This is a genomic window from Roseivivax sp. GX 12232 (assembly GCF_021272185.1).
Lineage (GTDB): Bacteria > Pseudomonadota > Alphaproteobacteria > Rhodobacterales > Rhodobacteraceae > Roseivivax.
The window spans coordinates 174,937-192,830 of sequence record NZ_JAJSEC010000008.1 but is presented as its reverse complement, the minus strand read 5'-3'; the positions used below and the strand labels follow the sequence as shown (position 1 = coordinate 192,830).

Sequence of the window (17,894 nt, the reverse complement as noted above, 5' to 3'; positions counted from 1 at the left end):
CAATCCAAAATTAACATTAATCAGAGAAAAGTTGATGGGGCGTTTCTGGAAAGCCTGCGGGCGATCAACCCCCGATAACGTAAGTCCCCGCACCTCACCCTTCACCATCCTCCCCAATCTCCCGCCGAAGCCCCTCAATCTCCGCCTTCAGCACCTCGTACTCCGCCACCCGCCGCTTCAGGAACCGCCGCGTCAGGGTGACCCGCGCGGCGATCCCTTGCGGGGTCAGCACATAGGCATAGCCCAGCTTGTTGCGCGAATTGCGGAAGTTGCGGACCTTGATGTGGCCTTTCTCGACCAGGCCGCGGAGGCAGTAGTTGACGAGGCCGAGGCTCACGCCGGTTTCTTCCGCCAGTGCGCGCTGGGAGAGGTTGGGGTCCTGTTCGAGCGCGCGCAGCACGCGGAAGCGGACGTCGTCGGAGATTTCTCGGTCTGTGGTTTGGGGCATGCGTCGGTACGGCTACCGCATCGGAGCTCGCCGTGGCGGTCCGGTGAAGAAGGCGCGGTGAGAGGCCTTGTTCATGGCTGAACGCTTAGCGGATTCGAGGGGAAATCGAAAGGAAATTCTGGGGGCGTGGGGCAGGGGCGGCGAAGGCCCGCTTGGGGCGATGCCTTGGTGTGCAAAGGCCGGCCTCACGGCTGCGGGGCGGGGCCCGGGTGCGCCGGGGCACTCTGGGGCAGTGGGGGTGTTAGCGCAAGACTCTCTTTTGGGTTGTAGCGGAGTTGGGCCGGGGATGCGGAGGCGCGTTGCCCGGGAACTGTGTGTGATGTTGCCGGGGATGTCGGGCGCATCAGTGCAAGCGCGGGGTGGGCCGTGGCTGGGGTGATGTGCTCTGCGTTCCGGGGACCCTTGGCCTGAATGGGCGCGGGGCGTATCAACGGGCTACGAGGCGGGTCCTGTTGCCGGGCTGCCGGTCTGCCGGGCTTGTCGTGTTGCGTGGACCTGCGCGGCTCGGGGCTGAGGTCTGACGAAGGAGGAGGGGCGCAGCGAGCCATGGGCTAAACGGAGTGGAGAAAAGCGCGCCGCGTGCCGAGACGAGAAGATGTGCTGCGGGCCAGAGGCCTACCGGGTGTTTGGAGTAACCTGCCTGACACTCAGCTGGGCCCGGCGAGATCACGCAACATCGAGCCGCCCATACCGCCTGTGACGACGCCAAAAAATCACTGCCTCAAGCTGGCCCAAACCCAAGGCCCGGCCAAACCCAACCCGCTCCCACGAGCTACCACCACCAACCCCACTCAACACCAACACCAACCTCACTCCAAACCCCCAACCGCCCCCACACCACCCCCAGGGAGGACCCCCATGCCGATCACCGAGGAGCACGTCGCCCAGAGCGTCGCCGAGGCGCTGCAGTATATCTCCTACTACCACCCGCCGGACTTCATCGCCGCCATGTCCGAGGCCTATGCCCGCGAGGAAAACCCCGGCGCCAAGCAGGCGATCGGGCAGATCCTCACCAACAGCCGCATGTGCGCTTTGGGGCATCGGCCGATCTGCCAGGACACGGGCTCGGTCAATGTCTTCGTCGACATTGGCGTCGAGGCGGAACTGGCCTGGACCCGCCCCCTGCAGGAGATCGTCGACGAGGGCTCGCGGCGCGCTTACACCCACGACGACAACCCGCTCCGGGCCTCGATCGTGCGCGATCCGCTCGATGCGCGGAAGAACACCGGGGACAACACGCCGGCGATGGTGCAGGTCAACATGGTGGCCGGCGACAAGGTGGAGATCACCGTCTCGGCCAAGGGCGGCGGCTCGGAGAACAAGTCGAAGTTCGCCATGCTGAACCCCTCGGATTCCATCGCCGACTGGGTGGTGAACACGGTCGAGACGCTGGGCGCGGGCTGGTGCCCGCCGGGCATGCTGGGCATCGGGGTCGGGGGCTCGGTCGACAAGTCCATGGCCATGGCCAAGGCGGTGCTGAACGAACCCATCGACATCACCGAGCTGCGCGCGCGCGGCCCCCGCGACCGGGTGGAGGAGCTGCGGCTCGAGATCCTCGATAGGGTCAACGCGCTGGGGATCGGGGCGCAGGGGCTCGGCGGGCTGACCACGGTTCTGGACGTGAAGATCCGGCATTTCCCGACCCATGCGGCCTCGCTGCCGGTCTCGCTCATTCCCAATTGCGCGGCGACGCGGCACCTGCATTTCACTCTCGACGGTTCGGGGCCGGCGGAGTTCGCCGCGCCGGATCTGTCGCTCTGGCCGGAGGAGATCGCCTCCGAGACCGGCGATGCGGTGCGGCTCGACCTCGACGCGCTCGACGAGGCGACGCTGGCGGGGCTCGCGCCGGGGCAGACGGTGCTTCTGAACGGCACGCTCTACACCGGGCGGGACGCGGCCCATAAGCGCATGGTCGAGACGCTCGACCGGGGCGAGCCGCTGCCGGTCGATCTGAAGGGCCGGGCGATCTACTATGTCGGCCCGGTCGACCCGGTGCGCGGCGAGGTGATCGGCCCCGCGGGGCCCACGACCTCGACCCGGATGGACAAGTTCACCGACCGGATCCTCTCGGAGACCGGGCTGAAGCTCATGGTCGGCAAGGCCGAGCGCGGCGAGGCGGCGATCGAGGCGATCCGCAAGCACGGCGCGGTCTACCTGATCGCGGTGGGCGGGGCGGCCTACCTGGTCTCCAAGGCGATCAAATCCTCGACGCCGGTGGCCTACCAGGACCTCGGGATGGAGGCGATCTACGAGCTCCGGGTCGAGGACATGCCGGTCACGGTCGCGGTGGATACCAAGGGGCAGTCGATCCACGAGATCGGGCCGAAGCGCTGGCGGCGGAGCGCCTGAGGGGGAACTAAGGGCGGGTGCTGTCCCGCCCCGTCAGGTGCGGGACAGGCGCCGCGAAGCGGCGGGGCAGGGGCCGCTGAGGTCGGCACGGGGCAGGAACCGCTGAGGTCGGCACGGGGCAGGAACCGCTGAGGCAGGCGCGGCGCAGGAGCCGCGAAGTGCGGGGCAGAGGGCGCCAAGCGCAGCTGGCAGGGCACGCGCAGGCGGCCCTCAGCCCGCGCGCCTTGTCGCCCCGCCGAGGCCCGCGCGCCCTCTCACCCCGTCGCGGCGCGCCGCCGGCCGAACTCGCCGCGCAGCTTCTCGCCGTGTTCGTCGAGCTCGGGCACCGGGCCATAGCTCTTGGGCTCGGCGCCCGCGCGCACCACGGCGCCGGGGCTCAGGAGCGAGACCGGCCCGCCCTTGGTCTCGACCTCGATGAAGCGGTTCTGCGGGTGTTCCACAACGTCCTGCATGTCCGAAAGCCGGCCGACGGCGATGCGCGCTTCCTCGAGTAGCCGGATGTTCTCCTCGCGGTCGCGCTTGGCGATCTCGCCCGCGACGAAGGCATCGGTGCGGGCACGGTTTTCGACCCGGAGCGTGTTTGTGGCCAGCGCCGGCTCCTCGGCCATCTCCGGCGCGCCGAGCGCGGCGCAGAGCTTCGCCCATTCGCGGTCGTTCTGGATCGAGAGCAGCATGACCTTGCCGTCGGCGCATTCGAAGGCGCCATAGGGCGCGATGGTCGGATGCCGCAGCCCCTGCCGGCCCGGTGTCTTGCCGCCGTAATGGTGCTGCAGGTAAGGCACGTTCATCCAGTCCGCCATGGCGTGATAGAGCGAGACCTCGATGTAGCGCCCCTTGCCGGTGATGCCGCGCCCGATCAGCGCCTCGAGGATCGACTGGTAGGCGGTCATCCCCGCGGCAATGTCGCAGACCGAGACGCCGACCCGGGCCGGGCCCTCGGGCGTGCCGTTGATCGCCGCCAGCCCGCTTTCGGCCTGGATCAGCAGGTCGTAGGCCTTCTGCTTGGCGCGCGGCCCCTCGCTGCCGTAGCCCGAGATCGCGCACATGATGAGCTTGGGATTGGCCTCGGAGAGCCGTGCGTAGTCGAAGCCCAGCCGCTCGATCACCCCGGGCCCGAGGTTCTGGATGAAGACATCCGCCTCGGCCAGCATGGTGTCGAGGATCGCCGCGTCGCCCGCGTCCTTGAGGTTCAGCGCGATGCTTTCCTTGCCGCGGTTGAGCCAGACGAAATAGGCGCTCGAGCCCTTGGCCAGGGAGTCGTAGCCGCGGGCGAAATCGCCCTCGGGCCGCTCGACCTTGATCACCCGCGCGCCGGCATCGGCCAGCCGCGAGGAGGCATAGGGGGCCGCCACCGCATGTTCCACGCTGACAACCGTCACTCCCTCGAGGTCCGCCATCGCCTGATCTCCTTTCGCTGTCCTTCACCGACTGTCCCGCATCCCGTCCGCGCGGGCCAATATGCGCAAGATGGGTCGCCCATAGAGAAATCCTATCACCCCGCGCTGCGGCGGATCGTCAGGCCCGGCCATAGGCCAGAGGTATAGCCGATGCATCCAGACGCTATTTCCACCGCTCCTTCCCCCGTGCCTATCGTCCTTGCAAGGCTGCGCCGGTGTCCGGTGGCAGCGCTTCTAGGGAGGAGACCACGATGCTGACACGCACATTGCTCAGCGCAACCATTCTCGCCACGGCCCTCGGGACCGGGGCGGCCCAGGCACAGGACAAGCCCGACGCCCTCAAGATCGGCGTCGCGACCTTCCTGACCGGGCCGGCCTCGGTCTTCGGCGTGCCGGCGCGCGACGCGGCCCAGATGCTCGCCGAGGAGATCAACGCCGAGGGCGGGATCGCGGGCGTGCCGCTCGAGATCAGCTTCATCGACGAGGGCGCGGGCGGCGAGGCGCTGACCACCGAATACCGCCGCCTGGTCGAGGAAGAGGGCGCCGACATCATGTTCTCGGGGATTTCCTCGGGCAACTGCATGCAGATCGCCCCGCTGGCCGAGGACCTCGAGGTCATCAACATCATGTGGGACTGCGGCACGCAGCGGGTCTTCGAGGAGGGCGACTACGACTACGTCTTCCGCACCCAGAGCCACGCCACCGCCGAGATGCTGGCGGTCGTGCTCTACCTGCTGAAGACCCAGCCCGACTTCGAGACCATCGCCGTGGTGAACCAGGACTACGCCTGGGGCCGCGACAGCTGGGACATCTTCTCGACCGCGCTCAAGGCGATGAAGCCCGACGTCGAGGTGGTGGGCGAGTTCTTCCCGGCCTTCGGCGCGCCGGACTTCTCGACCGAGATCTCGCGGCTTTCGGCCACCCGGCCGGACGTGATCCTCTCGACCTCCTGGGGCGGGGATCTCAACACCTTCGTGCAGCAGGCCGCGCAGCGCGGGCTGACCCAGCAGTCGCAGTTCGTCCTGCCGCTGGCGGAAAGCTCGCTCGAGGCGCTTGGCCCGGCGCTGCCCGACGGGGTGATCGTCGGCGGCCGCGGTGACCACTACTTCGCCCATCCCGAGATGGTCGGCACCGAGCGTTTCGACAGCTTCGTGTCGTCCTTCAAGGAAGAGACCGGCGCCTATCCGATCTACTCGGTCTTCCATATGGTCCAGGCCTTCGAGGCCCTGAAGGCAGCCTATGCCGAGGCCATGGAAGAGAACGGCGGCAGCTGGCCCAACGACCAGGAGCTGATCGCGGCCTACGAGGGGCTCGAGTTCCAGGGCATGGGCCGTCCGGTGACCATCCGCGAGGGGGACCACCAGGGCGTCGAGGCGCAGCTCATCGGCACCACGGTGCAGAGCGGCGACTATCCCTTCGCCACGCTGGAGAACATGATGATCTTCGACGGCGCCGAGCTGACCACCCCTGTCGGCGAAAGTTCCATCGACTGGGTCGGCGCGCTGAGCCCCGACTTCGTCGAGAAGATCGAACCGACGACCTTCGACTGATCGTCATCCGCCCGGTCCCCCATTGCGGGGGCCGGGCCTTCTCACGTTCCCAGACTTAGGCCCGACATGAACCTGTCATTGATCCTTCTCGCCGTCTTCGACGGCGTCTCCTATGCCGCGCTGGTCTTCATGGTCGCGGTGGGACTGACGCTGATCTTCGGCGTCCTGCGCATCCTCAACGTGGCGCATGGCTCGCTCTACGCGATCGGCGCCTATCTGACCGCCTCGATCGGCGGGGCCGTGGTCGCGGCGGGCTATTCGCCGATCCTGGCCTTCCCGCTGATGCTGATCGCCGCCGCGCTGGTGGGGGTGCTTCTGGGCGCGCCGATCGAGCGGCTGCTCCTGCGCCGGATCTACGCCAAGTCCGAGGTGCTGCAGCTTCTCGTGACCTTCGCGGTCTTCATGATCCTCGAGGACGTGCAGCGCCTGGTCTGGGGCAACCAGCCTTATTTCGAAAGCTCCGCGCTGCAGCTCCTGGGCAATATCCAGGTCTTCGGGGTCTATTACACCAGCTACCAGCTGGTCCTGCTGCCGGTGGTCGCGCTGCTGACGCTGATCGGGCTGCGGCTCTTCCTGCGCCGCACGCTGACCGGCAAGCTGATCACCGCCGTGACCGAGGACCGCGAGGCCGCGCGCTCGATCGGCATCGACGCCGATCGGGTCTACCTGATGACCTTCGTCCTGGGCGCCGCGCTCGCCGGGCTCGGCGGCGCGCTCGCCTCGCCGACCACCAGCGTCCTGCCGGGCATCGGCGCCGAGATGATCGTCCTGAGCTTCGCCGTGGTCGCCACCGCCGGGCTGGGCCGGATCGAGGGGGCGGCGGTTGCCGCGCTCCTGATCGGGCTCGGGCGCTCGGCCGCGACCTACGCCATGCCCGAGCTGCAGGTGCTCGTGCCCTATCTCATCATGCTCGCCGTCCTGCTGGTGCGTCCCGAGGGGCTCTTCGGCACGCCCGCGGCCCGCAAGATCTGAAGGAGGCCGCCATGCAGATCCGCATCCTCATTCCCGTGCTCGCGATCCTCGCCCTGGCGCTGGTGCCGATGCTGGCGCCCTCGCTCCAGGTGCTGATGACCCTGGCCCTGGCCAAGGGCATCGCGGTCATGGGCGTCACGCTCCTGTTGCGCGCGGGCCAGGTCAGCTTCGGCCACGCGCTGTTCTTCGGCATCGCCGCCTATGCCGCGGCCTTCGCGGCGGCCTCGAACCTCGACGACCTGTTCCTGCTGCTCTTCGTGGGAGCCGCCGGCGCGGCGGTCTCGGGGCTGCTCGTGGGGCTCTTCGTGGTGCGCTACCGGGGGATCTTCTTCGGGATGCTGAACCTCGCCTTCTCGATGATCTTCTGGTCGGTGCTCGAGAAGTTCTACCACCTGACCGGCGGCGCCGACGGCCTGCGGCTGGCCCGGCCCGAGGTCCTGGGCCTGGCGCTCGACCGCGCGCCCTTCGAGCTTCTGCTCTACTACCTGGCGCTGGCGCTGACGCTGGGGCTCGGCTGGTTCGCCACGCGCTGGCTCGGCTCGCCGGTGGGGCAGCTGTTCCAGACCGTGAAGACCAACGAGACGCGGCTGGAATACCTCGGCATCTCGGCCCAGGCGACGCTCCTAAAGGGTTACATCCTCTCGGCGGTGCTCTGCGGGCTCGGCGGCGTGCTGGTCGCCACCGCCCAGGGCATCGTGACCCCGGCCTATGCCTACTGGATCCGCTCGGGCGAGATGGTCTTCATCGCGGTCCTGGGCGGGGTCGGTTCGATCCCCGGCGCGGTCGCCGGCGCCATCGCCTACGAGGTGGTCCGCATCTACGCCGCGGCCTTCGCCGCCGATGTCTGGCAGCTCGTGCTCGGGGCCTTCCTGCTGGCGATCATCCTCTTCGCGCCCTCGGGCCTGATGGGCATCTACGGCGCGCTGATGGACCGCATCTCGCCGCGCCGCGCCGCCGCGCGCGAGGAGAAGACCTCCGCGCAAGCCGCCGTGCAAACCAAGGAGGCCCGCACATGACGACGCCGCTTCTGGAAGCCCGCGGGCTCGAGATCCGCTTCGGGGGCGTGGTGGCCGCCGACCATGTCGACCTGACCATCGCCGAGGGCCGCAACCTCGCGATCATCGGGCCGAACGGCGCGGGCAAGACCACCTTCCTCAACATCTGCACCGGCTGGATCAAGCCGACCAAGGGGCAGGTCTTCTTCCGCGGCGAGGAGGTCACCCATCTGCCGCCGCGCAAGATCGTCCGGCGGGGCGTCGCCCGCGCCTTCCAGATCCCGCAGCTCTTCACCGAGCACACGGCGCTGGAGAACCTGATGATCGCCGTCTCGGCCCGCGAGGGGCGGCAGTCGCCGCTTCTGTCGATGGGTGCCCAGCCCGAGCGCCGCGAGATGCTGGAGCTGCTCGACCTGGTGGGCTGCGCCGATGTGGCCGACCGTCCGGTCGTGGAGCTCTCCGAGGGGCAGCGCAAGCTGATCGACATCGCCGTGGCGCTGGCGCTGAAACCCCGGCTCCTGCTCATGGACGAGCCCACCTCGGGCGTCGCCAGCTCGGAGAAATTCGAGATCATGGAGATCCTCGTGGCCGCGCTGTCGCAGGCCGCGGTGACCGCGGTCTTCGTCGAACACGACATGGGCATCGTGAAGAATTACGCCGACGAGGTGGCGGTCTGGAACTCCGGCGAGGTGCAGCTCCGCGGCACCCCCGAGGAAATCCTGGCCCACCCCGACGTGATCCGCGACGTGATCGGAGAGGAGGCCGCCTGATGCTCGAGTTCCGCAATACCGACGTGCATATCGGCAATGTCCCGATCCTGCGCGGGCTCAACGTGAAGATCGCCCCCTCCGAGACCGTGGCCCTGATCGGCCGCAACGGCGCGGGCAAGACCACCACGCTGCGCAGCGTCATGGGCTTCACCGACGTGAAAGGCCAGATCCTGATCGGCGGCGAGGACATCACCAGGATGCGCGCCTCGCGCCGTCCCGGCCTCGGCATCGGCTACGCCCCCGAGGACCGCCGCCTGTTTTCGGGCTTCACCGTGGAAGAAAACATCCGCCTGCCGGGCGAGGTCGCCAAGCTCGACCCCGACACCCAGGCCGCGCGGCTCGACAAGGTCTACCGGGTCCTGCCCGAACTGCGCGAGATGGCCGACCGCCCGGCGGGCGCGGTCTCGGGCGGGCAGGGCAAGATGGTGGCCCTCGGCCGGGCGCTGATGCTCGGCACCCGGCTGCTGATGCTCGACGAACCCTTCCAGGGCCTCGCCCCGGCGCTGGCGCAGCGCTACGGCGAGGCGCTGGGCCGCCTGCGCGAGGTCGATCCCGAGGTCACGGTGATCGTGACCGAGTCGAACCCCGCGCTTCTGAAATCCTTCGCGCGCCGCACGCTCGTCATCGAGCGCGGCGAGATCGCGGAGGCCGAACACCAAGCCGCCTGACAGGAGAGAGACATGCGACTGAAGGACAAAATCTGCCTCGTGACCGGGGCCGCCTCGGGCTTCGGGGAAGGCATCGCGCAGAAATTCGCGGCCGAGGGCGCCAAGATCGCCATCGTCGACATGAACGCCGAGGGCGCCAAGCGCGTTGCCGGCGAGATTGGCAACGGCGCCATCGCGGTGACCTGCGACGTCTCCAAGGCCGAGGACGTGGAGGCCGCCGTGGCCCGCGTCACCGAGGAATTCGGCCGGATCGACGTCATCGTGAACAACGCCGGCTGGTCGAACAAGAACGCGCCGCTGATGGAGACCGACGAGGCCACCATGCGGAAGCTCTACGACGTCAACGTGATGTCGATCTTCCACATGACCAAGTCGATCGTGCCGCGCTGGCGCGAGGGCGACGGCGGCGTGATGATCAACGTGACCTCGACCGCCGGCATCCGCCCGCGTCCGGGCCTGACCTGGTACAACAGCTCGAAAGGTGCGGCCAACATCATGACCAAGTCGCTCGCGGTGGAGCTGGCGCCCGACAACATCCGGGTCTGCGCGCTGGCCCCGGTGATGGGCGTGACGGCGCTTCTGGAGAACTTCATGGGGCTGCCCGACACGCCCGAGAACCGCGCGAAGTTCATCGCCAGCGTGCCCATGGGCCGGCTCTCCGAGCCGCGCGACGTGGCCAATGCGGCGGCCTTCCTGGCCTCGGACGAGGCGGAGTTCCTGACCGGCACGGTCATGGAGGTCGACGGCGGTCGCTGCGTCTGAGCCTTGGCTGCATATTCTGCCGGAAGGGCCGTCCCGCGGGGCGGCCCTTTTGTTGTGTGGTGGGTGTGCGGGAGCGGCGTGAGAGGGCTGTGCGGGGAAGGGCGCGGCGCTGACAGTGCCGCGCAGTCAGGATGAAGGTGTGCCGCCAAGTCTCTGATATTAAGTCAAAGACGGGGTGGGGCGCTTTCTGAAATCCCGACCTCACCTTCAACGCGCACCGCTCCGTAGCCCGCCGCTTGCCCTACCTCCCGGCACAAAAAACGCGCCGATCCGAGGGACCGGCGCGCAGCTCAGGGAGAGGGTCGAAAGCCTCAGTCGTGTTTCACCACCAGCGTCCGGGTGGTCGAGAAATCCAGGAGCGCCTCGAAGCCCTTCTCGCGCCCGTGGCCGGATTTCTTCATGCCGCCGAAGGGCAGCTCGATCCCGCCGCCGGCGCCGTAGCCGTTCACGAAGACCTGGCCCGCCACGATCCGGCGCGCCACGCGCATCGCGCGGCTGCCGTCCTTGGACCAGACCGCGCCGACCAGCCCGTAGTCGGTGTCATTGGCCTTCTCGATGGCCTCGGCCTCGTCGCGGAAGGTCACCACCGACAGGACCGGCCCGAAGACCTCTTCCTGGCTCAGCACGTTGTCATGCGGCACCGGCCCGTAGACGCGGGGCACGACGAAATAACCCTCGGGGTCGGCGCCGGGCGCGATCTTGCCCTCGGCGACGATCGGGATGCCGTCGGCCTCGGCCTGCGAGAAGAAGCGCTCCACCCGGCGTTTCTGGGTGGCGTTGACCAGCGGGCCGAGCTTGCAGTCGGCCTCGGGCGGGCCGGCGACCACCTCCGAGAAGGCCGCGGCCAGGCGCTCCAGAAGCGCGTCCTTCAGCCCTTCCTGCACCAGCACGCGGCTGCCGGCGGAGCAGGTCTGCCCGGCGTTGACGGTGATCGCGGTGACGATGACCGGGATCGCCGCGTCGAGGTCGGCGTCCTCGAAGATCACCTGCGGGCTCTTGCCGCCCAGCTCCAGCGTGCAGCCGATGTGGTTCTTGGCCGCCGCGATCTGCACCAGTTCGCCCACCTGCGGGGAGCCGGTGAAGGAGATGTAGTCGATGCCGCGATGGCCCGAGAGCGCCGCGCCCGCGCTTTCGCCCCGGCCCGGCACGCAGTTCAGCGCGCCCGGCGGCAGCCCCGCCTCGGCGGCCAGCTCGCAAAGCCGGATCGGCGAGAGGCAGGCGTCCTCGGCGGGCTTCAGCACGCAGGCATTGCCCATGGCGAGCGCCGGCGCGATGGTCCGCCCGAACATCTGCGCCGGCAGGTTCCAGGGGATGATATGCCCGGTCACGCCGTAGGGCAGGTGCTCGGTCACCGCGAGATAGCCCTGCATGAAGGGGATCTGCGTGCCGTGCACCTTGTCTGCGGCGGCGCCGTAATACTCGAAGTAGCGCGCGCAGGCCCGCACGTCGCCGCGCGCCTGGCTCATCGGCTTGCCGGTGTCGGTGGCCTCGAGCGCGGTCAGCTCGTCCTCGTTCTCGGTGATGATCTGGGCCAGCCGCTGCAGGATGCGGCCGCGCTCGGTGGCGCTGTGGCCGCCCCAGGCGCCCTCGAAGGCGCGGCGCGCCGCCTCGACCGCCAGGTCGATGTCGGCGGCGGTGCCATCGGCGATGCGGGTGATCTCGCGGCCGGTGGCCGGGGCCAGCACCGCCAGGGTCTTGCCCGAGGCCGAGGCCCGCCAGCCATTGTCGATGAATATACCGTCCGAGGCGGCCGTGACCGAGGCCCCCCGCGCGTCGTTCTGAACGTTCATGGCCGTTCTCCTCCCTCGCGTGAGCGGCCCGCGCGGCGCACAGCGCCGGCAGGGCCGGTTGCCGCGACGATAGGGAGGCGGCGGGACGGGCGGAAAGACGGTTCGTCGCTATCGCCCATAGGTTTCGTCTATGGGTCGATCTGCTCCGCCCGCCAGATGCCGCGGCGCACGAGGTCGCGGACCACCTCCATGGTGACCTCCTCGACCGCCTGGGCGGCGCGGGTCTGCGGCTTGGCCGGGTTGTGCACCAGGTAGACCGAGCGGCTGATCGCCGGATCGACGATCGGCGCCATGAGGAGCTCGCCCCGTTCCACCCGGTCGAGCGCCGCTGCCGGTGCCAGCACCGTGTAGCCCGACCCGCGCGAGACCAGCGTCTTGATCTGGCTCAGCGCGTCCATCTCGGTCACCACGTCGAGGTGCACCCCATGCGCGCGGGTCACCCGGTCGATCAGCGCCCGAAGTCCATGGGTCTTCGAGGGCAGCACCAGGTCGACCTTGGCGAGATCCGCCATCGGCACCGGCGCGCCCGCGCGGCTGCGGAAAGGCCAGGCATCGGGCGCCGAGAAGAAGTGCAGCTCTTCCGAGACGATGGCGCGATAGGTCAGGTGCCGCACGCCCGAGACGTCGTAGAGCATGCCCAGGTCGACCTCCTGGTCGGCGAGCCAGGTCTGGATGAAGCCCGACATCGCCTCGACCGCGCGCAGCCGCACCAGCGGCAGCTCGGCGCGGACGGTCTCGGCCAAGGGCACCGAGAGCACCATGGAGACCGAGGAGGGCAGCCCGAAGCTGACCCCGCCCGCCGGGTCCGAGCCCATCTGCCGGATGTCCGAGCGCGCGCGCTCCACCGTCTGCAGGATCAGCTCGGCCCGGTCGAGCGCCAGAAGCCCGGCCTCGGTCAGCGTCACCCCCCGCGAGGAGCGTTCGAGAAGCTGCACGCCGAGGCTGTCCTCGAGCTTCTTGATCTGCTGGGACAGCGAGGGCTGCGCGACGTTCAGCTTCTGCGAGGCGGCCGAGACCGAGCCCTCCTCGGCGATGGCGATGAAATATTCCAACTGTCGTAAGTTCATGGCTCCTCCCGCGCGCAGCTTTCGCCGAAGCGGCGGGATGCGCAAGCCGTGGCGGCGGGACGCTCCCCCGGGGCGACACCCCGGCCGCCCCCGTTTCCCCCGTCTTTTCAACGCCAAAGCCCGCCACAAGCGGCCTGCGGGTTTACCCCCGGGCCATGTCTGCTAGCGTCCGCGGATTACCTGTGGCCCCGGGACGCCCTGTCCCCAAGGCACGGAGCGAAGAAAGGGATATTTCATGCAAATCGGCGTCTGGATCAGCCTCATCGCGTATTTCGCGCTGATGCTGGGCATCGGCTTTTATGCCTATCGCAAGTCCACCTCCAATTCCGAACAATACCTTCTGGGCGGGCGCAACCTGCCGCCCGCGGTCGCGGCCCTGTCGGCCGGCGCCTCCGACATGAGCGGCTGGCTCCTCCTGGGCCTGCCCGGCGCACTTTACGCCACCGGCCTCATCGAGGCCTGGATCGGCATCGGCCTTTTTGTCGGCGCGCTGATCAACTGGATCGTCGTCGCCCCGCGCCTGCGCGAGCAGACCGAGCGCTACGACAACGCGCTGACCATCCCGTCCTTCCTGGCCAACCGCTTCCCGACCCAGGCGACGGCGCTCCGGCTCGTCTCGGCGGTGATCATCGTGATCTTCTTCGCCGTCTACACCGCCTCGGGCCTGGTGGCCGGCGGCAAGCTTTTCCAGAGCGCCTTCGACGGCGGCTATCTCACCGGCGTCTGGCTGACGCTGGGGATCGTGCTGGTCTACACCGTGGTCGGCGGCTTCCTCGCGGTGAGCCTGACCGACTTCGTGCAGGGCTGCATCATGATGCTGGCGCTGGTGATCATGCCGCTCGTGGTGCTGTATGCCGGTGACGGCGGCGGCACCGACCAGGCGGCGGCGACGCTCTCCGAGGTCGATCCGAACTTCCTGTCGCTGACCGGCGGGCTGACCTTTATCGGCTTCCTCTCGGCGGTGACTTGGGGGCTCGGCTACTTCGGCCAGCCGCATATCATCGTGCGCTTCATGGCGGTGAAATCGGTGGCCGCGGTCTCGACCGCCCGCAACATCGCGATGACCTGGATGGGGCTCTCGCTGATCGGCGCGGTGGGCGTCGGCATCCTCGGGCGCGCCTATATCGAGCGCAACGAGATCGCGGTCGAGGATTCCGAGACGATCTTCATCGTGCTCGCCGAGATGCTGTTCCACCCGCTGGTGACGGGCTTCCTCTTCGCCGCGCTCCTGGCGGCGATCATGTCGACGGTCTCGAGCCAGCTCCTGGTCTCCTCCTCCTCGCTGGCCGAGGACTTCTACCGGCTCTTCCTGCGCAAGGAGGCCAGCGAAGGCGAGATCGTGACCGTGGGCCGGGTTGCCGTGGCCGCCGTCGGCATCGTCGCGGCGCTGATCGCGGCGGATCCCGAGAGCCAGGTGCTGGGCCTTGTCGCCAACGCCTGGGCGGGCTTCGGCGCGGCCTTCGGTCCCTTGGTGATCCTCTCGCTGACCTGGCGGCGGATGACCGGCGCGGGCGCGGTCGCGGGGCTCGTGACCGGCGCAGGCGTGGTGATGCTCTGGATCTGGACGGGCCTCGCGGCGGCGACCGGCATCTACGAGATCATCCCCGGCTTCCTCGCGGCCTTCGCGGCGATCGTCGCGGTCAGCCTGATGACCCGCGAACAGGGCGAGTTCCGCGCCATGCCGGCGGAATGACGCGGGCGGGCGCCCGGCAGGCCGCGGCGGCACAGGCCGCGGCCCGCCCCAGCGCCGCGCGGGGCATCGCGCTCATGTGCATCGGCGTCGCCTGCCTGAGCGTGAACGACGCCTTCGGAAAGACCCTCACCGCCGATTATTCGGCGGTGCAGATCCTGTTCCTGCGCAACCTCATCGCGCTGCCCATCGCGGTGGTCATCGCGCTGGGCCTCGGCGGGCGGGCGGCGCTGCGCTCCCACCGGCCGGGGGCGCATCTGGTGCGCGGCCTCCTCTGGGTGGTCGCGGCCTATCTGTTCTTCACCGGGCTGAGGCACCTGGGCCTGGCCGAGGCCACGGTGCTGATCTTCGCGGCGCCGGTCTTCATCACCGCGCTCTCGGCGCTGTTTCTCGGCGAGGAGGTCGGCTGGAAGCGCTGGTCGGCGGTGCTGGTGGGCTTTCTCGGCGTGCTGATCGTGGTGCGCCCGGGCAGCGCCACCTTCCAGCCGGCCTCGCTTTATCCGCTGGCCACGGCCTTCGTCTACGCGGTCCTGATGATCAGCGCCCGCTGGGTCGATCCGCGCGAAAGCGTCTGGACGATGATGCTCTACCTCGTCGGCATGGGCGCGGTGCTGAGCGGGATCGCAAGCCTGTTCGTCTGGCAGCCTGTGGCCCCCGGAGACCTCTGGCTCTTCGCCGGGGTGGCGGTCTTCGGCACGGCGGGCATGACCATGATGACCCAGGCCTTCCGGCTCTCCGAGGCGGTGGTGGTCGCGCCCTTCGACTATACCGCGCTGATCTGGGCGACGCTGCTCGGCTGGCTGATCTGGCGCGAGGTGCCGGACGGCTTCACCTACGCGGGCGCGGCGGTGATCATCGCCAGCGGCATCTTCATCGTCTGGCGCGAGGCCCGGGCCGGCGGTTGACAAGACGCCCGCGCGCGGCGGAGACCTTGGACCAGGCGCCGCCGCGCGACACCTCCTGCCTGAGCCCCCCACACCCCCAACCCCCGCGAGGACAGAGATGGCCCAAGACGACACCCACGATCCCGCCCGCCGGTCCTGGGTCGACAGCGCCAATGATCCGGCCTGCGACTTCCCGATCCAGAACCTGCCTTACGGCGCCTTCTCGACCGGCGACGGGGCGGTGCGGATCGGCGTGGCCATCGGCGAGGCGATCCTCGATCTGACCGCGCTCGAGGCGGTGGGGCTGGTGCGCCCGGGCGGCGAGACGGCGGTCTTCGACCAGGGCGTGCTGAACCCCTTCATGGCGCTGGGCCCCGAGGTCTGGACCGAGACCCGCCGGCAGATCGCGGGGCTGCTCGAGGCGGGCGTCGAGGAACGCCTGCGCGCGCCCCTCGAGGCGGCGCTGGTGCCGCAGGCCGCCGCCCAGATGCACCTGCCGGTCTTCGTGCGCAGCTACACCGATTTTTATGCCTCGAAGGAGCATGCCACCAATGTCGGCAGCATGTTCCGCGACCCCGAGAACGCGCTGACGCCGAACTGGCTGCACATTCCCATCGGCTACAACGGGCGCGCCTCGACGGTGGTGGTCTCGGGCACGGCGATCCGCCGCCCGCTGGGCCAGCTCAAGGGCCCCGAGGATGACGCCCCGCGGCTCGGTGCCTCGGCGCGGCTCGACATCGAGCTGGAACTGGGCGCGCTGGTCGGCACCGGCAATCCCATGGGCCAGCCGGTCAGCACCGCCGAGGCCTACGAGATGATCTTCGGCTACGTGCTCTTGAACGACTGGTCGGCGCGCGACATCCAGGTCTGGGAATACCAGCCGCTCGGGCCGTTCCAGGCCAAGGCTTTCGGCACCTCGATCAGCCCCTGGGTGGTGACGCGCGACGCGCTGGAGCCCTACCGCTGCCCGACGCCGCCGCGCGAGCGCGAGCTGCTGCCCTACCTTCAGGAGGCGACGCCGAACAACTTCGACATCCGCCTGGAGATCGACCTGGCGCCGGCGGGCGGCACGCCGGTGACGGTCAGCCGGACGAACTACCGCGGCATGTATTATTCCGCCGCCCAGCAGCTCACGCATCACGCGCTCTCGGGCTGCGCCATGGGGCCGGGGGACCTTCTGGGCTCGGGCACGATCTCGGGCGAGAGCCCGGAGAGCTGCGGCTCGCTCCTCGAGATGACCTGGAACGGGCGCGACCCGCTGGATCTGGGCGGAGAGAAACGCGGCTTCCTGCAGGACGGCGACAGCGTGACCCTGCGCGGCTGGTGCGAGGGGGCCTATCGCATCGGCTTCGGCTCCTGCGAGGGTACGGTGCTGCCCGCGCCGGAGGCGCCGGGGGCGCCGGGGGACTGAGCGGGGCAGGGCGGTGAGGCGCCTGCGGCGCGTGACGGGGGCTCCTCGTCTGCGGTCATGGCTAGCGGCGCAACCGGGGCGCTGCCCCTAAGCGACGTCTCCGCCCCGCGGCGATCCATCTCATCGAAGCCATGTGACCCCGCTCACGCCAGTTCCGTCGCTCGAGACATCTGGGCGCGCCCAAACCAGCTCGCGCTTGCCACCATTCGAGAGAACCCGCCCCCGCTCACCCGCGCCAGTAGGCGCCGGCCTCCATCAGCCGCTGCTCGAAGCGCGCCACGTTCCGATGCGCGCCCTCGGAGCGCAGGATCATTGCCGCGGTCAGCGCCTCGGTCAGGGCAAAGGCGGCGATCATGCTCGGCAGGGGCTGCGGGCCGTGCATGCCCGGACAGAGCAGCACATCCGCCCCGCGCGCCGTCGGCGCTCCGGGCCCGTCGGTCACCGCGATGGTCCGGGCGCCGCGCTGGCGCGCCAGCTCGTGGGCGGCCACCGTCTCGATCGAGTAATGCGGGAAGGTGATCGACAGCACCGCGTCCTCGGGGCCGGTGCCGGCGATCTGGTCGCGGATGTCGCCCGGCGCGCCGGTGCGCGGGCCGACGTTCTCGACCGCCATCCGCAGCGTGTAGACCAGGTAATCGGCGATGGCGAAACAGCTCCGCACGCCGATCACATGGATGCGCCGCGCGCCGATCATCAGCTCGGCGGCCCGTTCCACCGCCTCGCGGGTCTCGTCGCTGAAGACGGTCGCGAGGTTGCGATGCGCCGCCTCGCGCAGCGCCTCGAAAGCGGCGGGGCCGGGGCGGCCGTGCAGCTTGTCGGCCCGCCGTCCGTAGATGTCGCCGCCGTGGCGCAGCGCGTCCTGGAAGGCCGAGCGGCAGGCGTCGTAGCCGCCGAACCCCAGCGCATGGGCCAGCCGCACGACCGTGTTGGCATTGGCGCCCGAGCGGTCGGCCAGCCCCCGGACCGAGTTGAAGGCGATCTCCTCGGGCTGGTCCGACAGCCAATGCGCGAGGTCCGCGACCCGGGGCGCGCCCGAGGCCGCCACCGCCCGCAGGGCGCGGCGCAGGTCGTCCAATGTGGCGGGTTGGCCGGTCAGCGCGTCCTCCGATCCCCTGGCTGCGTCTGGGGATACATTTGTATT

At 69.4% G+C, this 17,894-nt stretch carries 15 protein-coding genes; 10 read left to right on the top strand and 5 right to left on the bottom strand.

All coding sequences use genetic code 11. From position 1 onward, the window contains the following. Positions 1–94: 94 nt before the first annotated feature. Positions 95–448 (bottom strand): MarR family EPS-associated transcriptional regulator, encoded by a 354-nt coding sequence (locus tag LR948_RS14455; RefSeq protein WP_232754783.1) that lies wholly within the window; start codon positions 446–448, stop codon positions 95–97. 858 nt (positions 449–1,306) lie between these two features. On the opposite strand from LR948_RS14455, the gene LR948_RS14450 reads away from it, so the two are divergent. Beyond that, on the top strand, positions 1,307–2,797 hold the full coding sequence (locus LR948_RS14450) for a fumarate hydratase (protein ID WP_232754782.1): 1,491 nt from the start codon (positions 1,307–1,309) through the stop codon (positions 2,795–2,797). A gap of 254 nt (positions 2,798–3,051) precedes the next feature. Here LR948_RS14450 and LR948_RS14445 read toward each other — a convergent pair whose 3' ends face one another. After that, positions 3,052–4,194: a CaiB/BaiF CoA-transferase family protein gene (locus tag LR948_RS14445; protein ID WP_232754781.1), complete on the bottom strand. Its 1,143-nt coding sequence runs from the start codon at positions 4,192–4,194 to the stop codon at positions 3,052–3,054. 251 nt (positions 4,195–4,445) lie between these two features. Here LR948_RS14445 and LR948_RS14440 point away from each other — a divergent pair, with 251 nt between their 5' ends. The 6 genes from LR948_RS14440 (at position 4,446) to LR948_RS14415 (ending at position 9,911) form a co-directional block, all read left to right on the top strand. After that, positions 4,446–5,744, top strand: coding sequence for an ABC transporter substrate-binding protein (locus LR948_RS14440; RefSeq protein ID WP_232754780.1), 1,299 nt, complete (start codon positions 4,446–4,448; stop codon positions 5,742–5,744). A gap of 66 nt (positions 5,745–5,810) precedes the next feature. Then, positions 5,811–6,716, top strand: a complete 906-nt coding sequence (locus LR948_RS14435; RefSeq protein ID WP_232754779.1) for a branched-chain amino acid ABC transporter permease — start codon at positions 5,811–5,813, stop codon at positions 6,714–6,716. Between the two features lie 11 nt (positions 6,717–6,727). Then, a complete protein-coding gene (locus LR948_RS14430; protein ID WP_232754778.1) occupies positions 6,728–7,732 on the top strand; it encodes a branched-chain amino acid ABC transporter permease in 1,005 nt (334 codons plus the stop codon). Continuing rightward, positions 7,729–8,481, top strand: a complete 753-nt coding sequence (locus LR948_RS14425) for an ABC transporter ATP-binding protein (RefSeq protein ID WP_232754777.1) — start codon at positions 7,729–7,731, stop codon at positions 8,479–8,481. The genes LR948_RS14430 and LR948_RS14425 overlap by 4 nt, the downstream gene beginning before the upstream one ends. Next, positions 8,481–9,149, top strand: a complete 669-nt coding sequence (locus LR948_RS14420; RefSeq protein ID WP_232754776.1) for an ABC transporter ATP-binding protein — start codon at positions 8,481–8,483, stop codon at positions 9,147–9,149. Before LR948_RS14425 ends, LR948_RS14420 begins: the two co-directional genes overlap by 1 nt. Before the next feature lie 12 nt (positions 9,150–9,161). After that, on the top strand, positions 9,162–9,911 hold the full coding sequence (locus LR948_RS14415) for an SDR family oxidoreductase (RefSeq protein WP_232754775.1): 750 nt from the start codon (positions 9,162–9,164) through the stop codon (positions 9,909–9,911). Positions 9,912–10,222: 311 nt separating this feature from the next. Here LR948_RS14415 and LR948_RS14410 read toward each other — a convergent pair whose 3' ends face one another. Both LR948_RS14410 and LR948_RS14405 read right to left on the bottom strand, forming a co-directional pair. Beyond that, entirely contained in the window at positions 10,223–11,701 is a 1,479-nt protein-coding gene (locus tag LR948_RS14410; protein WP_232754774.1) for an aldehyde dehydrogenase family protein, read from the bottom strand. Between the two features lie 128 nt (positions 11,702–11,829). Continuing rightward, on the bottom strand, positions 11,830–12,768 hold the full coding sequence (locus LR948_RS14405) for a LysR family transcriptional regulator (protein WP_232754773.1): 939 nt from the start codon (positions 12,766–12,768) through the stop codon (positions 11,830–11,832). Between the two features lie 235 nt (positions 12,769–13,003). Between LR948_RS14405 and putP the strand changes: the two genes are divergently transcribed. The 3 genes from putP to fahA all read left to right on the top strand — a co-directional run bounded on the left by putP (position 13,004) and on the right by fahA (position 16,753). After that, positions 13,004–14,461 carry a sodium/proline symporter PutP gene (putP, locus tag LR948_RS14400; RefSeq protein ID WP_232754772.1) on the top strand — a complete coding sequence of 486 codons (1,458 nt, stop codon included), beginning with the start codon at positions 13,004–13,006 and terminating at the stop codon, positions 14,459–14,461. Beyond that, a complete protein-coding gene (locus tag LR948_RS14395; RefSeq protein ID WP_232754771.1) occupies positions 14,458–15,363 on the top strand; it encodes a DMT family transporter in 906 nt (301 codons plus the stop codon). Before putP ends, LR948_RS14395 begins: the two co-directional genes overlap by 4 nt. A 97-nt stretch (positions 15,364–15,460) precedes the next feature. Continuing rightward, entirely contained in the window at positions 15,461–16,753 is a 1,293-nt protein-coding gene (fahA, locus tag LR948_RS14390) for a fumarylacetoacetase (protein WP_232754770.1), read from the top strand. A gap of 226 nt (positions 16,754–16,979) precedes the next feature. On the opposite strand, the gene LR948_RS14385 is transcribed toward fahA, so the two are convergent. Further along, the gene (locus LR948_RS14385; RefSeq protein ID WP_232754769.1) at positions 16,980–17,828 is read right to left on the bottom strand and encodes a MurR/RpiR family transcriptional regulator; all 849 of its coding nucleotides are present in this window, start codon (positions 17,826–17,828) and stop codon (positions 16,980–16,982) included. Positions 17,829–17,894 lie beyond the last annotated feature (66 nt).

What these genes read in the sequence shown, in the direction of transcription:
- LR948_RS14450 (WP_232754782.1), top strand. Translation starts at nt 1,307, where the DNA reads ATGCCGATCACCGAGGAGCACGTCGCCCAGAGCGTCGCCGAGGCGCTG.
- LR948_RS14410 (WP_232754774.1), bottom strand. Translation starts at nt 11,701, where the DNA reads ATGAACGTTCAGAACGACGCGCGGGGGGCCTCGGTCACGGCCGCCTCG.
- LR948_RS14405 (WP_232754773.1), bottom strand. Translation starts at nt 12,768, where the DNA reads ATGAACTTACGACAGTTGGAATATTTCATCGCCATCGCCGAGGAGGGC.
- LR948_RS14420 (WP_232754776.1), top strand. Translation starts at nt 8,481, where the DNA reads ATGCTCGAGTTCCGCAATACCGACGTGCATATCGGCAATGTCCCGATC.
- LR948_RS14455 (WP_232754783.1), bottom strand. Translation starts at nt 448, where the DNA reads ATGCCCCAAACCACAGACCGAGAAATCTCCGACGACGTCCGCTTCCGC.
- LR948_RS14435 (WP_232754779.1), top strand. Translation starts at nt 5,811, where the DNA reads ATGAACCTGTCATTGATCCTTCTCGCCGTCTTCGACGGCGTCTCCTAT.
- LR948_RS14430 (WP_232754778.1), top strand. Translation starts at nt 6,728, where the DNA reads ATGCAGATCCGCATCCTCATTCCCGTGCTCGCGATCCTCGCCCTGGCG.
- LR948_RS14395 (WP_232754771.1), top strand. Translation starts at nt 14,458, where the DNA reads ATGACGCGGGCGGGCGCCCGGCAGGCCGCGGCGGCACAGGCCGCGGCC.
- LR948_RS14440 (WP_232754780.1), top strand. Translation starts at nt 4,446, where the DNA reads ATGCTGACACGCACATTGCTCAGCGCAACCATTCTCGCCACGGCCCTC.
- LR948_RS14415 (WP_232754775.1), top strand. Translation starts at nt 9,162, where the DNA reads ATGCGACTGAAGGACAAAATCTGCCTCGTGACCGGGGCCGCCTCGGGC.
- LR948_RS14425 (WP_232754777.1), top strand. Translation starts at nt 7,729, where the DNA reads ATGACGACGCCGCTTCTGGAAGCCCGCGGGCTCGAGATCCGCTTCGGG.
- putP (WP_232754772.1), top strand. Translation starts at nt 13,004, where the DNA reads ATGCAAATCGGCGTCTGGATCAGCCTCATCGCGTATTTCGCGCTGATG.
- fahA (WP_232754770.1), top strand. Translation starts at nt 15,461, where the DNA reads ATGGCCCAAGACGACACCCACGATCCCGCCCGCCGGTCCTGGGTCGAC.
- LR948_RS14445 (WP_232754781.1), bottom strand. Translation starts at nt 4,194, where the DNA reads ATGGCGGACCTCGAGGGAGTGACGGTTGTCAGCGTGGAACATGCGGTG.